The following is a 14971-nucleotide window of genomic DNA, read 5'->3' as shown; positions in this document are numbered from 1 at the left end:
GAATTTCAGGCCGCGGCCCTCTTCGCTTTCGGCATCGGCGTCTTCGGCTTGTACCGGCACAGATCCTCGACCGGGCAGCGCCAGCATTCGGGGGTGCGCGCCTTGCAGATATAGCGGCCGTGGAGGATCAGCCAGTGGTGCGCGCCGACGCGGAACGGCGCCGGGGTGTTTTTCTCCATCGCCTTTTCGACCGCGAGCACCGTCTTGCCCGGCGCGAGACCCGTGCGGTTGCCAACGCGGAAGATATGGGTGTCGACGGCAAAGGTTTCGGCGCCGAAAGCGCAGTTCATCACGACATTGGCGGTCTTGCGCCCGACGCCCGGCAGTTCGACGAGCGCGTCGCGGTCGGCGGGGACTTCGCCGTCATAGTCGCGGACGAGGATTTCGGAGAGCGCGATGACATTCTTCGCCTTGGCGTTGAACAGCCCGATTGTCTTGATATGCTCTTTCAATCCCGCTTCGCCGAGATCGACCATCTGCTGCGGGGTCGTCACCTCCTGGAACAGCCGCCGCGTCGCCTTGTTCACCCCGACGTCGGTCGCCTGCGCCGAAAGCACGACCGCGACGAGCAGCTGATAATGATTGCCGAACTCCAGCTCGGTCTCCGGATCGGGGTTCAGCTCGGCAAGCCGCCGGTAAAATTCAAAGATATCCGCTTTCTTCATGGCTTCGGCGTCGGCGTCCCGCCGTCATGCTTGGCCTTCCAGTCCATCGCGGCGCGGACGCGGCGTTCGACCGAGGGGTGCGAATAGAAGATGAACTCCTCGACCGCGCCCGGGCGCGGATTGCGATATTCGGCGGTCTTGACGAGCGCGCTCGCCAGCGCGTCGGGCAGTCCTGCGTTGCGCAGCGAATAGGCGTCGGCCTCGCTCTCACCCGTCCGCACGAGGAAATTCTGAACCGGCAGCGCGACAAGCACGAACAGCGACAGAATGAACATCATCACCGGCAGGCCGCGCGGATCGGCGAGGTTCGCGCTGCTCCCGAACAGCCGCGCGACACGCGGGAACAGGCGATCGGCGAGGAAGAAGAGCAGGATGGCGAGAAGCGAGAAGGTAACGACCATGCGCCAGATATGACCGAGGACATAATGGCCGATCTCATGCCCGGTGACCGCCTTGACCTCGTCGAGCGAGGCCCCCTTCATCGCGACATCCGAAATGGCGATGCGCGCGGAGGAGCCGAGACCCGAGACATTGGCGGTAAAATTGTTCGACTGACGCGATCCGTCGAACAGGAAGATGCGGTCGGGTGCGATGCCCGCTTCCCGGGCCTGAACGGTCAAGGCGTCGCGAACCGCCCCCTCGGGCACCGGCTTATATTCGTTGAACAAGGGCTCGATCAGGATCGGAGAAACGAGCAGCACTGCCGTAATCGCAGCGGCAGCCAGCCCGCCCGACCATATCCACCAGCGCTTCCCCGCACGGCGGATCAGCGCATAGACGGCGAGGAAAAACAGGCCGCCGAATAACGTCATGATGGGCAGCCCGATCACCGACTGGCCGAGATAGTCGCCCAGCGGCTGGCTGCTGTGGCCATAGGCCACCTCGCGCCACCAGCCGGAATAGAGATCCCATGGCAATGTCATCAGCGCCGACACCAGCATGAAAACCGCGCAAAGCAGGAAGGTACGCAGCGCCCAGCCGCGCCGCGCCAGCCGCGCGTCGAGCCGATCGAGGATGCCCAGCTTTACGAACAGCAAGGTCACGACCGCCGACACGAGGAGCCCCCACAAAAGGAGCCAGTGGTTGCCGGTCGTATAGGCGGCGGCTGTCGCCAGCGCCTCCGCGCCAAGGCCATCGATATAGCGCGCGGTTGCCGCAGCGGGATCGAAACTCATGCTATTCCCCCGTATATTCTGTCCGTCCAGCAAGGGCGGATCCCGATGGACAAATCGGTCCTAGAGCCCCAGCACCTGCGGCATCGTGTAGCGTCCCGGCTTTTGGTGAACCAGCCACAGCGCCGCGCGGACCGCTCCGCGCGCGAAGATCATGCGGTTTTCGGCGCGGTGCGACAGGGTGATCATTTCTTCGGGCCCGGCAAAGATGACGTCATGGTCGCCCGCGACGGTGCCGCCGCGCAGGCTCGCGAATCCGATCGTACCATGGCCCCGCGCGCCGGTGACGCCGTCGCGGCCGCGTTCGGAGGAAGTGTTCAGATCGATTGCGCGTCCCTCTGCAGCCGCCTCTCCGAGGAGGAGCGCGGTGCCGCTCGGCGCGTCGACCTTGTGGCGGTGGTGCATTTCCAGCACTTCAATATCCCAGTCGGCGTCGAGCCGCGACGCGGCCTCGCGCACCAGATGCGCGAGCAGGGTGACGCCGAGCGAGGTGTTGCCCGTCTGGAGCACCGCAATGTCGCGCGCGGCATCGTCGATCAGATAATGATGCCGTTCCTCCAGCCCGGTCGTGCCGATGACGATCGGGGTTTTTGCGGCGATGCAGGCGTCGAGCGTCGCTTCGAGCGCGGCGGGCGAGGAAAAATCGACGATTGCGGCGGCGTCGGCCGCGAGCCCGGCGACATTGCCGCCCTTGTCGATGCCGATGCTTTGCTGCCCTGCCTCGGCAATGGCCGCAGCGAGTGCGACGCCCATCCGTCCTTCGCTGCCGATAATACCGATGCTCGTCATAATGCGTCCCCTATATGCTGGGCCTCCCTTAGCCGTTTGCATCGAGCGAAGTCGAGATGCCCATCGGCCGTTCACATCCTCGCGGTGTCTCGACTTCGCTCGACACGAACGGATAAGAGGGCGCATGTCAAAGATTCAGAATATCGTCATCCTGACCGGCGCGGGGGTTTCGGCCGAAAGCGGCATCGACACGTTTCGCGACGGCGGGGGATTGTGGGAACAGCATCGCGTCGAGGATGTCGCGACGCCCGAAGCCTTCGCGCGCGATCCCGACCTGGTGCTGCGCTTTTACGACATGCGGCGCGAGGCGATCCAGACCAAGGCGCCGAATGCGGCGCATGAGGCGCTGGCGCGGCTCGACGCCGAGTGGACGGGCGAATTGCTGATCGTCACCCAGAATATCGACGATCTGCACGAACGCGCGGGGGCGAAGCGGCTGATCCATATGCATGGCGAGCATCTGAACGCCTGGTGCACCGCATGCGACACGCGCAGCCTGTGGGCCGGATCGCTGATCGACCGCCCCGCCTGCCCCGCATGCGGCATGGTGGGGTATCTGCGTCCCGACATCGTGTGGTTCGGCGAGATGCCGTACCAGATGGACGCGATTTATCATGCGCTGAACCGCGCCGACCTGTTCGTGTCGGTCGGCACATCGGGCGCGGTCTATCCCGCCGCTGGCTTCGTCCGCGAGGCGCGCGCGAGCGGTGCGCGGACGCTGGAGCTGAATATGGAGCCGAGCCAGGGGAGCCACTGGTTCGACGAAGCGCGGCAAGGGCCGGCGACTAGGCTGGTCCCGGCGTGGGTCGAGGAAATGCTGGGTTGAACCCCGATCGTCGCCCCCGCAAAGGCGGGGGCCGTTATCGGCGTGGCGTAAGGTTGCCAGCGGCCCCCGCCTTTGCGGGGGCGACGATATATTGCTGCCGATGCCTTTCTAACGCCGCGTCGCGAAGAAATCCTTGAGCAGCGCCGCCGCCTCGCCCGCGCCGATATCGTCGTAGATTTCGGGCCGGTGGTGGATCGTCGGCTGGGTGAAGGTGCGCGGGCCATGGACGACCGCACCGCCCTTGGGATCGTCGGCGCCATAATAGAGCCGCGCGATTCGGGCGTGGGCGATCGCGCCCGCGCACATCGCGCAGGGTTCGAGGGTCACATAGAGATCGCAGCCGTCCAGCCGTTCATTGCCGAGCGCAGCCGCCGCAGCGCGAATCGCAACGACCTCGGCATGCGCGGTCGGGTCGTGCGATTCGCGCGGACGATTATGTCCTTCGCCGATTATCTGTCCGTCCTTGACGACGACCGCGCCAACGGGCACTTCGCCCCGCTCCGCCGCGGTTTTGGCGAGGTTGAGCGCGCGGCGCATCGGGTCGGGCAGGGGAAATTGCGACATGGCTTTTCCCGCTAGTCCCTTGACGAATCTGCGGCAAGCCGATAAGCGCGCGCCTTTCCCGGCTCATCCGGTCCCGCCATGTCCCGTTTCACGGGAAGCGCCCGGACGCCGACCCGAAATTTTTTTGACCCAGTTTTTTAGACGAGGACGAAGACCATGTCGCGCATCTGCGAACTGACCGGCAAGGGCCGCCAGGTTGGCCACAATGTGAGCCACGCCAACAACAAGACCAAGCGCACCTTCCTGCCGAACCTGCAGAATGTGACGTTGCTGTCGGACGCGCTCGGCAAGGGCGTCAAGATGCGCGTGTCGACCCACGGCCTGCGCACCGTTGAACATAATGGCGGTCTCGACAACTGGCTGCTGAAGGCCGGCGACGACAAGCTGTCGGCATCGGCGCGCAAGGTGAAGAAGGAAGTGGTGAAGAAGCTGGCCGAAAAGGCCGCTTAATCCCCTTCACATTCGAATCGCATCAAGGCGGGCCGGAAACGGCACCGCCTTTTTGCTGTGCGCGGCGCGGCGGCAGATCGACCAGTTCGAACTGCAACAACAGGCTGCGCTGCCAGACGTTGAAATTATTGTCCGAGACGAGCCACAGGAAGGTGCGCGCACCCTCGACCGAGACCGCCGCGCCTTCATAATTGTCGGCAAGGGCGCGCGGCACGCGGCCGATCGGCTGCGAGCGCACCACGCCGTCCGGGCCGATGTCGGCCGGATCGAGAATCGCGATGATCGTCGTAAAGACGGGATCGAAGCCGAGCCGGCGGTGGACAAGCAACACGCGGCCGTCGGGCAGTGGCGCGGCGTCGCTGACCAGGCCCTTGCCCGCCGAATCATAGAAGAAGCGCAGCGGCGGCTGGCCCGGAACCGCCGGATCGTCGGCATAGACCAACGCCTCACGCCCCCGCGGATCGCCATCGGCATCTTCGGAGAAAATGATCGTTCGGCCGTCGGCGAGCCGTACCATCCCCTCTGGCCCGCGATTCGCAGGCCAGCGCGGGGCGGGCAGGCGGCGGCGCGTTTCGATATGGCGAAGATCGGCGTCGAGCCGCCAGACCTGATTGAGCCCTTCGAGCGCGATCCAGCTTTTGCCGCTGGCGGGATCGACGAACATCGCCTCCATATCGGCCATCGATTTGCGGCGCGGCTGCCCCTTTGGCACCGGTATCGCGAGGATGCGGACATCGCGCACGCCCTTGGCAGGATTCAATGTCAGACGCGCGCCATAGCCATTGTCCCCGACAAGCTGAAAGCGATCGGGCCCGATCAGGGCGAGCGCGGAAAAGCCGCCGAATTTGCTGTGCGGGCTTTCAAGTTGCCAGCCGCGGACGAAGCGCATCATGCCCCCATCGGACGCGGAAAGCCGCAGCGGCCGCGCCGATATGCTCTGGGTCAGATCGTCAACGGGCACGCGCTGATGCGTGCCGGCGACCGGCCCCAGCGCGAGGAAAATCAGGGCGGCGAGGAGGGGACGGCGCATCGGCGCGGGGATAGGCCCGCCACAGGGGAGCGTGCAAGCGCGAACCGCCTTGCTGCACCCGGCACGCGCAAGCGGAAGGCAGACGAAGCTGAACCCCAGCCAACAAGCATGTTCAGACTTGGGTCAAACCGAATCGGGCAAAACCGCTTTATCGACCCCCCGCCCCGCCCAAGGGCAGTCCGACGAAATAGGAGACAGACGATGAAAAAAATGACGACCCTCTCCATCGCCGCCCTGATGTCCGCAGCGACGCTGGGCCTGGCAACCCCGGCCGCGGCACAGAATGGCTATTATGACCGCGACGGATATTCGAGTTATTACAGCGGCTATGACCGCGACGACCGCCGCTATGACCGTCGTTCGGATCGCCGCTATGACCGCAACGACCGTCGTTACGACCGTCGCAACGACCAGCGCCGTTACAATCAGCGCTATCGCGGCAACCGCTGCGACAATGGCACCGGCGGCACCGTAATCGGTGCGATCGCGGGCGGCCTGGCCGGCCATGAAATCGCTGGCCGCGGCGACCGCACGGTCGGCACGATCCTCGGCGGCGCCGTCGGCGCGATCGCCGGCCGCGCAATCGACAAGGGGAATGACGGCTGCCGTTAAGAGGCAGTCCCGACCCCCAATAACTCCCCTCTCCCCTTCACCCCGTCCGGCTTTCCGCCGGGCGGGGTTTTCTTTGCCGCCCGGCGCCCCGGTGGCGGCCCGGCGATGCGCCTTGCCATCGCGGGCAGCCAAGCCTAAGTTCCTGCCCAAGTGCACGCTCGCGGTCTTGTGAGCGCGTGAATTGAACAGGTTATAATAGCCATGCGCCAAATGGCAGCGCCTTCAGGGCGGACGCCGCGGCCCGGGCCGGCGGTGAAAGGACGAAACAGGGCGGGCGACGATCCCCGCCCGATGTTCGCAGCGCGGCCGCGTAGCTATGCCGCGATCGACCTCGGCACCAACAATTGCCGCTTGCTGATCGCGCGTCCGCAGGACGGCGAACTGGTCGTCATCGACGCATTTTCACGCATCGTCCGGCTGGGCGAAGGGTTGCACGGCAGCGGAAAGATCAGCCAGGCCGCGATGGACCGCACCGTCGCCGCGCTGGCGATCTGCGCCGACAAGCTGCGGCGACGCCATGTCACCCTGTCGCGCGCGGTCGCGACCGAGGCGTGCCGTCGCGCCGCCAATGGCGGCGAACTCGCCGCACGGGTCCGGCAGGAAACCGGGATCGTGCTCGACATCATTTCCGCCGCCGAAGAAGCGCGGCTGGCTGTATTGGGATGCCATAATCTGATGGAACCGGGTGACGGACCCGCGCTGATTTTCGATATCGGCGGCGGATCGACCGAATTAATGCATGTCGATGTGTCTAACCATGACGTCACCATCCACGACTGGATCAGCGTGCCATGGGGGGTCGTTTCGCTGACCGAACATTCCCCGCTGCCCGAAGACAGTCTGGCCGGGCGGCAGGCAAGCTATGCCCATATGCGCGAGGTGACGCGCACCGCCTTTGCCGAATTCGCGGCGCGTGCAACCCGCTTCGCCGGTCAGAAACTGCGCCTGCTTGGCACCAGCGGCACGGTCACGACGCTCGCCAGCGTCTTCCTCGACCTGCCCCGTTACGACCGGCGCGCGGTCGACGGGCTGGTCGTCCCCGCCGACGCGATGCGCGACATCAGCCGCCGTCTCGCCAACGCGAGCCTGGCCGATCGCGCCGAAATCGCGTGCATCGGGCGCGAGCGTGCCGATCTGGTCGTTGCAGGCTGCGCGATCCTTGAAAGCATTATCGACCTGTGGCCCGCAGCGCGGGTCGGGGTCGCCGATCGCGGTATCCGGGAGGGGATATTGCGGTCCTTGGCGATGCAGGGCCGCGATGTCCCCGTCACCCGCCGGGAGCATCGCAAATGAGCAGCACGAAGAGCGGCGGCGGCAGCAAGGGCGGCAGTGGCCGGGGCGGATTGCATGTCCGCGTGAAGACCGCGAAAAAGCGGAGCGTTTCGTCGACCCGCTGGCTGCAGCGCCAGTTGAACGACCCCTATGTTCGCCGCGCGCAGGCCGAAGGATATCGATCGCGCGCCGCGTACAAGCTGATCGAGCTCGACGAAAAATTCGCCTTCCTGAAAAAGGCGCGCGCGGTCGTCGATCTCGGAATCACGCCGGGCGGCTGGTCGCAGGTCACGCGCAAGGTCAATCCGCGCGCGCGCGTCGTCGGGATCGACCTGCTGGCGTGCGAGCCGATCGAAGGCGTCGAGATCCTCGAGATGGACTTCATGGACGATGCCGCCCCCGATGCGCTGATCGAGGCGCTGGGCAGCGCGCCCGATCTGGTGATTTCGGACATGGCGGCGAACACCGTCGGCCACCCGCAGACCGACCATTTGCGCACGATCGGGCTCGCCGAGACCGCCGCCGATTTCGCCATCCAGACGCTGGTACCCGGCGGCGCCTTTATCGCCAAAGTGTTCGCGGGCGGCGCCGATCGCGAATTATTAACCATGCTTAAACATAACTTTACTACGGTGAAGCACGCCAAACCGCCCGCGAGCCGCAAAGGATCGCCCGAGCTATATGTCATCGCGCAGGGCTTTAAGGGGCGCCGCAGGACGGAAGAGGCCGAAGAGGAATAATCATCGTCCGGGGGGCTCCGGTCGAAGGGGGAGGACAGGAATGAGGGATATCAAGCGGAGATCGGTCGCCTCGATAACATTGGCGGCGCTGACGCTGGCATCGTGCGGCAGCGAAGGTCAAAATATCAGCACCGCTCCGGTCACCGTCACCCCGACCCCCACGCCGACATCGGGATGCGGCCTGCCCGAGCGCAAGGCCTTTGCCAAAGCGGTGATCGACGAATGGTATCTCTTCCCCAATGACGTCGCGAGCGGGGTCAATCCGGCCAGCCACGCGACCGTCGACGACTATATCGATGCGCTGGTCGCCCCCGCACGCGCACTCGGCAAGGATCGCTATTTCACCTATCGAACCTCGATCGCCGAGGAAAAAGCCTTTTACGCCAGCGGATCGAGCGCAGGTTTTGGCATGCTGATGGCCTATGACGCCGCCGCGCAGCAGATCGTCATCACCGAAGCCTATGAAGGCGCGCCGGCGCTGACGGCGGGCATCGACCGCGGGACGCGGATATCGGCGATCGGCACCAACAGCGGCAATGTGCGCACCATCGGGGCGATCGTCGCGGCCGAAGGTCTGGGCGGCGTCAGCAATGCACTGGGTCCGAGCGATCCGGGCGTCACCCGCATATTGCGGATCAGCGATGCTGCGGGAACGCGCGACGTCACCGTCGCCAAGGCCAATTACGCGCTCGATCCGATTTCCGATCGCTATGGCGCAAAGATCATCAGCGAGGGCGGCCGCAATTACGGCTATCTGAATCTGCGCAGCTTCATCTCGTCAGCCGATTCGCAGCTCCGCACCGCCTTTGCCAATTTCCGCGCCCAAGGCGTCACCGACGTCGTCATCGATTTCCGCTATAATGGCGGCGGGCTGGTTTCGACCGCCGAATTGATGGGCGATCTGCTGGGGCGGAATCGCAGCACATCCGAAATTTTTTCGCGGACCAATTTCCGGCCGTCGAAATCGGTCGAGAATGAGGAGCGCCTTTTCGCCGCTGAACCCGAATCGATCGCGCCGACGCGCATCGCGTTCATCGGCACCGATTCCACCGCTTCGGCGAGCGAGCTCGTGATCAATTCGATGCTGCCCTATCTGGGTACCAACATGACGCTGGTCGGCAGCAACACCTATGGCAAGCCGGTCGGCCAGATCGGGGTCGACAAGGTGGCATGCGACGAGCGCATACGCGTCGTCGCCTTTGCCACCGCCAACGCCAGCGGCCAGGCCGATTATTATTCCGGGCTTGCATCCCGGATTACGAATAGCTGCGCGGCAAGCGACGATTTGACGATGCCGCTGGGCGACCCGCGCGAGGCGTCGGTGCGCGCCGCGATCGATTTTCTTGCTGGCCGCGCGTGCACGACGCGTATCGGCGCGGCTACGATTGGCGCGACGGCGAGCCGCGGTGCCACGGGCGCACCCGTCGCGCCGGACATGCTGATGTCCGGGCGACCGAGCGCCGCGCAGCGCGAACTGCCGGGCTTGTTCTGAATTTCATTCCGAACGAGCGGGAATCGCGAACAAACTTCCAGCGGCAGCGCGCACGCGGGCCGGAAACGGGAAGCCCGCGTTCCGGCCTTTGCGCGCGTCACCTTCTAAAAATAGGGATAGTTCAGGCCATAATAGCCATAGACGCTGCGCCCATATTCATCGGTATAATCGGGCGCCTTGTCGGTGCCATACCGCGGCGCATCAACGAGCTGTTCCTTGGCGATATTGACGACATAGCCGCCCTTTTCGGGATCATAGTTCAGCATGTCCCAAGGGAGCGGATATTGGTCGCTGCCCAATCCGAATAGTCCGCCGAACTCCAGCACGGCATATTCGCTTTTGCCCGATTTCTTGTCGATCATGACATTGGCTATCGACCCAAGCTTTTCGCCTTCAGTGTTGTAGACCCGGGTCCCTTCGACCTTGTCCGAAGCGATAAGATGATGTGCTTCCGGTCTTTGGAGCGTGTCGGCCATGATGGTCTCTCCTTGATTCATTGATGTTGCGCGAACGGCCGACGGGGTTGGACCTGTCGGCCTTCCCTCCCCATTCCCTATCAACCGGGAGCAAGCCGGTATGTTCCGCCATTGGCCGCAAATCGCCCACGCTCTTTCGCAGGCGCGCCATCCTCCTCAGATCGACGGAAGCGTCTGCCGCGCAAAGCCCCACCCTTTGAGTTCAGGGCTGGCGGCGCGTTCGAGCAGCTCGTCGCTATCCTCGATCGTCCACTGGCCGGCTTTGGCGACATCGGCGAGCGCATCCCAGCCGATCGGGACCGCGACCGGCGCCTGTTCGCGCGCTCGCGCCGAATAGGGCAGGATCGCGGTGCTACCGCGCTGGTTGCGGAGGTAATCGATGAAGATCTTGCCCTTGCGCTTTGCCTTGCTCATCGTCGCGACGAAGCGGTCGGGCTCGGCGAGGCTCAGCGCCTCGGCAAAGCGTTTCGAGAAATCCTTGTGCTGGTCCCAGCTGTGCCCCGGGTCGAGCGGGACGACCACATGCACGCCCTTGCCGCCCGACAGCATGGCGAAGCTGACGAGGCCGATGTCGGCGAGCTGGCGGCGGATGTCGAACGCGGCTTTTTTGACATCGCCGAAATCGAGCCCCTCGTCGGGGTCGAGGTCGAACACCATGCGGTCGGGCTGTTCGAGCGCGTCCACATGGCTGCCCCAGCCGTGGAATTCGATCGTCCCCATCTGGACGCAGGCGAGCAGGCCGTCGGCGTCCTCGACATAGAGATAATCCTCATGCCCGCCGTCCTTTTCCTTGATGGGCACGTGGAGGACATGGTCGCCGAAGCTGCCCGAATCATGTTTCTGGAAGAAGCATTTCTTGCCGCGCCCCTGCGGACAGCGGACGAGGCTGATCGGGCGGCGCGCCGTGTGGGGGAGCATGATGGGGGCGATCGCGGCGTAATAGTCGGCGAGGTCGCCTTTCGTCGCCTTGGCCTCGGGGAAGATCACGCGGTCGCGGCTGCTGATCGTCACGTCGCTTGTCCGCGCGGGGGTGGGCTGTTTATTTTCGGGGGTCACGTCCTTGGCCTCCTTGTCGTGGCGCAGCCCGAGAAAGCTCGCGTGGCGCACCGATCCGCCAGCGGTGAATTCGGCGAAGGCGATCTCGGCGACGAGATCGGGTTTGAGCCAATGGACCTTGCGCGCCGATGCGGCATCAACGTCTAGCGGGGCGGTCTTCCGTTCGAGCCGCGCAAATGTCTTCGCGAGGTCGGCCATCGTGTTGGTATCGAAGCCGGTGCCAACATTGCCTTTGTAGACGAGCTTATCGCCCTCGCGCTGCGCGAGGAGCAAAGAGGCGAAGGGGCGGGCCTTGGTTGCTGACGGGTTCCAGCCGACGACGATGAACTCCTGACGACGGGTGCATTTGACCTTCACCCAGCTTTTCGAGCGGCGGCCCGAATAAGCGGCGTCGGCGCGTTTCGAGATGATGCCTTCCTGCCCGGCGTTGCACATGGCGGCATAGAGTTTTTCGCCTGCGCCGATGACATGGTCGGCGACCGCGATCGGCGCCTTGGCATCGCGGAGCAGCGCTTCGAGGCGTTCCTTGCGTTCGAGATTGCCGAGCTTGGCGAGCGATTTTCCGTCCGCTTCGAGGAGGTCGAAGGCGAAGAAATGGAGCGTGGTTTCCTCATCCTGCGCACCATGTCCGCGTTTGAGCACCGCTTGAAGCGACGAGAAGTCGGGGTTGCCGTCCTTGCCGTAGGCGATAATCTCGCCATCGATCAGGCAGGACGGCAGATCGAGCGCGGCGATGTGGCGGACCAGCGGCGCGAACTTGTCGGTCCAGTCGAGGCCATTGCGCGTGTAGACGCGGACGTCGGATCCTGCGGCGGCGATTTCGGCGCGGTAGCCGTCATATTTAATCTCGTGAAACCAGCCGTTGCCGCCGGGCACCGCATCGACGAGCGTTGCGAGCTGGAGCGGGCGGAATTTGGGCAGCTTGCCCTTTGCGACCGGCCTGGCGATCTTTTTGTTGTGCGCGGCGGCGTCGGCCATCTTTTTGGTAAAGGCTGCGCCCTTGGCGCCCTTCAGCGACTGTTCGCCGCCCTCATCGCCCGCGATTTCGGACATGGTGCGGCCAGTCAGGACGCTGGTGAGCTGGCGCCCGACCAGATCGTCAGTGCCTCCCGCAAAGGCATCGTCGATCTTGCGCAGCAGCCAATTCTCGCGCTTCTCGCCCGGGCGCGGCTTCATGCGGACGAGCAGCCATTCGCCCTTCATCCGCTCGCCATCGAGCGTGAAATGGAGATGGCCCTTGTCGATATCTTTCGCGCTCTTGCCTGCAATCGGCGCCCATGTGCCGCGGTCCCACAACATCACGGTGCCGCCGCCATATTCGCCCTTGGGGATGCCGCCCTCGAAATCGGCGTAGCTCATCGGATGGTCTTCGGTCCGGACCGCGAGGCGCTTGTCGGCGGGATCGGCGCTCGGGCCTTTGGTCACCGCCCAGCTTTTGAGCACACCGTCGACCTCAAGGCGGAAGTCGTAGTGGAGGCGGGTGGCGTCGTGTTTCTGGACGATGAAGCGGTTGCCGGCCCCCTTCTCCACCTTGCCCGCGGGTTCGGGGGTCAGCGCGAAGTCGCGCTTGGCGTTATATTGCGCGAGCGGGTCGGCGCGCCTGGCCATGTCAGGCGCGCTTGCGTGCCGGGGGCTTTTTGGCGGGAGCCTTCTTTGCCGCCGCCGCCTTCGCAGGCGCGGTCTTCTTACCGTCGACCGAGGCCTTGAGCGCGGCCATCAGGTCGATGACGTTCGAGCCGCGGCCGGTGCTGGCGGGCTCCTCGACATCTTCCAACACGCGCTTGCCCTTGGCTTTCGCCTTCTTGGCGATCACGCGCTTCAGCGCATCGATATAATGGTTGTGATAGTCGCTCGCGTCGAACTCTCCGCTCTTCTTGGCGATCAGCGTTTCGGCGAGATCGAGCAGGTCGGTGTCGGGTTTCGCATTGCCCACGTCGCGGAAATAATTGGCCGCCTTGTTCACCTCATCGGCATAGCGCAGCACTTCGAGGACAAGCCCGCGTCCGCACGGGCGCAGCGCGACAAGCTGTTCCTGACCGCGCAACGAAAGCTGGCCAAGCCCGACCTTCTTCGTGCGCCTGAGCGCCTCGCGCAGCACGACATAGGCCTCTTCGGCAAGCTCGTCGGCGGGGACGACATAATAGGGTTTGGTGTAATAGAGGACGTCGATCGCGTCGGTGTCGACGAACTGGACGAGTTCGAGCGTGCGCTTGCTCTCCAGCTTGACCGCCTCGATTTCCTCTTCGTCGAGCAGGACATAATTGCCCTTCGACAGTTCGAAGCCTTTGACGATGTCGTCATGGTCGATCGCGCCAATGCCGGGCACGATTTTTTCATATTTGACCGGCTTGCCGCTCGGTTCGTGGATCTGGCGAAAGGTGACCGCGGCGCCCGATTTGGTCGCCGAATAGATTTCGACCGGGATCGACACCAGCGCGAGCCGGATCTGACCTTTCCAATAGGCGCGTGCCGCCATCAAAAATCCTTTCCTGTCCGAAGGCCAAAGAGCCGGAAATCCTAGACCAAAGAGTCCTCGGCATCATGCTGGGGCGACGCGCCCGCTTCCTTCTTGATAAAGCTGATCTTGCCCTGCGGCTCGAGGATGGCCCAGGCGACGCTCGACAATCGGCCGATTCCCGCGAGCCGCATCTCCGACAATATCTCGTCGCGGGTCAGCCGGTCGCGTCGCAGCGCCGAGGTGACAATCTCTCCGTCGCGCACGATCACCCGCGCCGCGCCATCGAGCAAGTCCTTGGCGCGCGGAAACAGATAGACGGTCCAGCTGAGAACGAGCGCCCAGAAAGCGAAAGTGCAGATCGCAAGCATCGCCCCGGTCAGGCTGAAGTCATTGTGCGTCACACCCTGTTGAATGAGATCGCCCATCACCACGAGCAGGACGAGTTCGAACGGCGTCATCTGGCCAAGCTCGCGCTTTCCGAGCAGCCGGATCAGCAGATAGAGCATGGCGAACATTACCGAGGCGCGCAGCACGATATCCATCAGGGCAACACCTTGATCCGGAGCGGTTGCCGTCCGACGAGCCGCTTGCCGTCATAGAGCGAAATTTCGCCTTGGGTTCCGGCGAACAGCGGCGGATTGATTTGACCATCGACCTTGATCCGCAAGGCCTGTCCCGCCTCCAGCGGCCCGTAAGCGAAACGATAACTCCCCTCCTCGAACCTCTCTTCGCCCGCGGCGGGGATCATCGTATTGACCGTCATGTCGCGCCAGAGATCGGCGCTGATCGCAACCGTGGCGTCGCCGAGCGCGGCCACGGACGATATCTCGATTTCGGTTTCGAAAAACTCGCCGTTGCGGATGACGAGGGGGGTTTTGACCGTGAGGGTGGCGCGCCCGAAATCGGCGACCGTCTTCGGGCTCGGCTGCCCGCCCGTGAAACCGGCGAAGGCGCACGCCAATATTCCACCCAGAAGGACGATCGATACAGGGCTGGCGTGGCGATTCCAGAGGCTGTTTCCGGCCGGTTGTTCCGATATCCCGTCGGGCGCTGCCATATTCAACCTCCCTCAACGAACTCTCCCAACAGAGGCTCAGGACTCCGAAATCGTCTCATCCTCAATCGCGGCGAGAATCATGCGGTCCCAGATCGCCCCGTCACCCACCGCCAGCATCCGGCCGCTGGGTTCGCGCAGGGTTTTCAAAGCGGCGAGCGCCGCACTGGTGTATTCGGGCCACAGAGCATCGACCGCAGCGCCCGCAGATTCCAGATCGCCCTCGGCATTTTTGCTGAGAGAATGACCGGCGAGCGCCCGCGCCACCCGTTCGACCGGCGATGTGACGGCGCGGTCGAACTCACTTGTCATTGA

The 14971-nt window shown here is 64.2% G+C and carries 17 protein-coding genes; 6 read left to right on the top strand and 11 right to left on the bottom strand.

The genetic code is table 11. The features are described 5' to 3' along the window. Positions 1-5 precede the first annotated feature (5 nt). From nth to dapB, 3 genes are read right to left on the bottom strand one after another with little or no spacing between them, the layout of a single operon-like run. Positions 6-665, bottom strand: coding sequence for an endonuclease III (nth, locus tag ACSYDV_RS15570; protein WP_438324714.1), 660 nt, complete (start codon positions 663-665; stop codon positions 6-8). Beyond that, positions 662-1840, bottom strand: a complete 1179-nt coding sequence (locus ACSYDV_RS15565) for a M48 family metalloprotease (protein ID WP_438324713.1) — start codon at positions 1838-1840, stop codon at positions 662-664. The genes nth and ACSYDV_RS15565 overlap by 4 nt, the downstream gene beginning before the upstream one ends. A 60-nt stretch (positions 1841-1900) precedes the next feature. Beyond that, positions 1901-2626 (bottom strand): 4-hydroxy-tetrahydrodipicolinate reductase, encoded by a 726-nt coding sequence (gene dapB / locus ACSYDV_RS15560; protein WP_438324712.1) that lies wholly within the window; start codon positions 2624-2626, stop codon positions 1901-1903. Positions 2627-2750: 124 nt separating this feature from the next. On the opposite strand from dapB, the gene ACSYDV_RS15555 reads away from it, so the two are divergent. Then, positions 2751-3452, top strand: a complete 702-nt coding sequence (locus tag ACSYDV_RS15555) for an NAD-dependent deacylase (RefSeq protein ID WP_438324711.1) — start codon at positions 2751-2753, stop codon at positions 3450-3452. A 108-nt stretch (positions 3453-3560) separates the two neighbouring features. Here ACSYDV_RS15555 and tadA read toward each other — a convergent pair whose 3' ends face one another. Then, positions 3561-4016, bottom strand: coding sequence for a tRNA adenosine(34) deaminase TadA (gene tadA, locus ACSYDV_RS15550; protein ID WP_438324710.1), 456 nt, complete (start codon positions 4014-4016; stop codon positions 3561-3563). A 156-nt stretch (positions 4017-4172) separates the two neighbouring features. On the opposite strand from tadA, the gene rpmB reads away from it, so the two are divergent. Then, positions 4173-4466 carry a 50S ribosomal protein L28 gene (gene rpmB / locus ACSYDV_RS15545; RefSeq protein ID WP_438324709.1) on the top strand — a complete coding sequence of 98 codons (294 nt, stop codon included), beginning with the start codon at positions 4173-4175 and terminating at the stop codon, positions 4464-4466. 22 nt (positions 4467-4488) lie between these two features. Here rpmB and ACSYDV_RS15540 read toward each other — a convergent pair whose 3' ends face one another. Further along, entirely contained in the window at positions 4489-5496 is a 1008-nt protein-coding gene (locus ACSYDV_RS15540) for an esterase-like activity of phytase family protein (RefSeq protein WP_438324708.1), read from the bottom strand. A gap of 201 nt (positions 5497-5697) precedes the next feature. Between ACSYDV_RS15540 and ACSYDV_RS15535 the strand changes: the two genes are divergently transcribed. The 4 genes from ACSYDV_RS15535 to ACSYDV_RS15520 all read left to right on the top strand — a co-directional run bounded on the left by ACSYDV_RS15535 (position 5698) and on the right by ACSYDV_RS15520 (position 9612). Next, positions 5698-6108 (top strand): glycine zipper 2TM domain-containing protein, encoded by a 411-nt coding sequence (locus tag ACSYDV_RS15535; RefSeq protein WP_438324707.1) that lies wholly within the window; start codon positions 5698-5700, stop codon positions 6106-6108. A gap of 201 nt (positions 6109-6309) precedes the next feature. After that, entirely contained in the window at positions 6310-7401 is a 1092-nt protein-coding gene (locus ACSYDV_RS15530) for a Ppx/GppA phosphatase family protein (RefSeq protein WP_438324706.1), read from the top strand. Further along, positions 7398-8120, top strand: a complete 723-nt coding sequence (locus ACSYDV_RS15525; protein WP_438324705.1) for an RlmE family RNA methyltransferase — start codon at positions 7398-7400, stop codon at positions 8118-8120. Before ACSYDV_RS15530 ends, ACSYDV_RS15525 begins: the two co-directional genes overlap by 4 nt. Positions 8121-8160: 40 nt before the next feature. Further along, entirely contained in the window at positions 8161-9612 is a 1452-nt protein-coding gene (locus ACSYDV_RS15520) for a S41 family peptidase (protein WP_438324704.1), read from the top strand. A gap of 104 nt (positions 9613-9716) precedes the next feature. On the opposite strand, the gene ACSYDV_RS15515 is transcribed toward ACSYDV_RS15520, so the two are convergent. The 6 genes from ACSYDV_RS15515 to ACSYDV_RS15490 all read right to left on the bottom strand — a co-directional run bounded on the left by ACSYDV_RS15515 (position 9717) and on the right by ACSYDV_RS15490 (position 14968). After that, entirely contained in the window at positions 9717-10088 is a 372-nt protein-coding gene (locus ACSYDV_RS15515; RefSeq protein WP_438324703.1) for a PRC-barrel domain-containing protein, read from the bottom strand. Positions 10089-10244: 156 nt separating this feature from the next. Further along, on the bottom strand, positions 10245-12752 hold the full coding sequence (gene ligD / locus ACSYDV_RS15510) for a DNA ligase D (protein WP_438324702.1): 2508 nt from the start codon (positions 12750-12752) through the stop codon (positions 10245-10247). Between the two features lies 1 nt (position 12753). Next, the gene (ku, locus tag ACSYDV_RS15505) at positions 12754-13620 is read right to left on the bottom strand and encodes a non-homologous end joining protein Ku (RefSeq protein ID WP_438324701.1); all 867 of its coding nucleotides are present in this window, start codon (positions 13618-13620) and stop codon (positions 12754-12756) included. 41 nt (positions 13621-13661) lie between these two features. After that, positions 13662-14144, bottom strand: a complete 483-nt coding sequence (locus ACSYDV_RS15500) for a DUF421 domain-containing protein (protein WP_438324700.1) — start codon at positions 14142-14144, stop codon at positions 13662-13664. Continuing rightward, positions 14144-14659 carry a hypothetical protein gene (locus ACSYDV_RS15495; RefSeq protein ID WP_438324699.1) on the bottom strand — a complete coding sequence of 172 codons (516 nt, stop codon included), beginning with the start codon at positions 14657-14659 and terminating at the stop codon, positions 14144-14146. Before ACSYDV_RS15495 ends, ACSYDV_RS15500 begins: the two co-directional genes overlap by 1 nt. Before the next feature lie 36 nt (positions 14660-14695). Continuing rightward, a complete protein-coding gene (locus ACSYDV_RS15490; RefSeq protein WP_438324698.1) occupies positions 14696-14968 on the bottom strand; it encodes a hypothetical protein in 273 nt (90 codons plus the stop codon). Positions 14969-14971: the final 3 nt, after the last annotated feature.

It is taken from the genome of Sphingopyxis selenitireducens, assembly GCF_051550705.1.
In the GTDB taxonomy this organism is placed as follows: Bacteria; Pseudomonadota; Alphaproteobacteria; order Sphingomonadales; family Sphingomonadaceae; genus Sphingopyxis.
The sequence above is the reverse complement of the archived record's forward strand: the minus strand, read 5'-3'. Positions and strand labels throughout refer to the sequence as shown.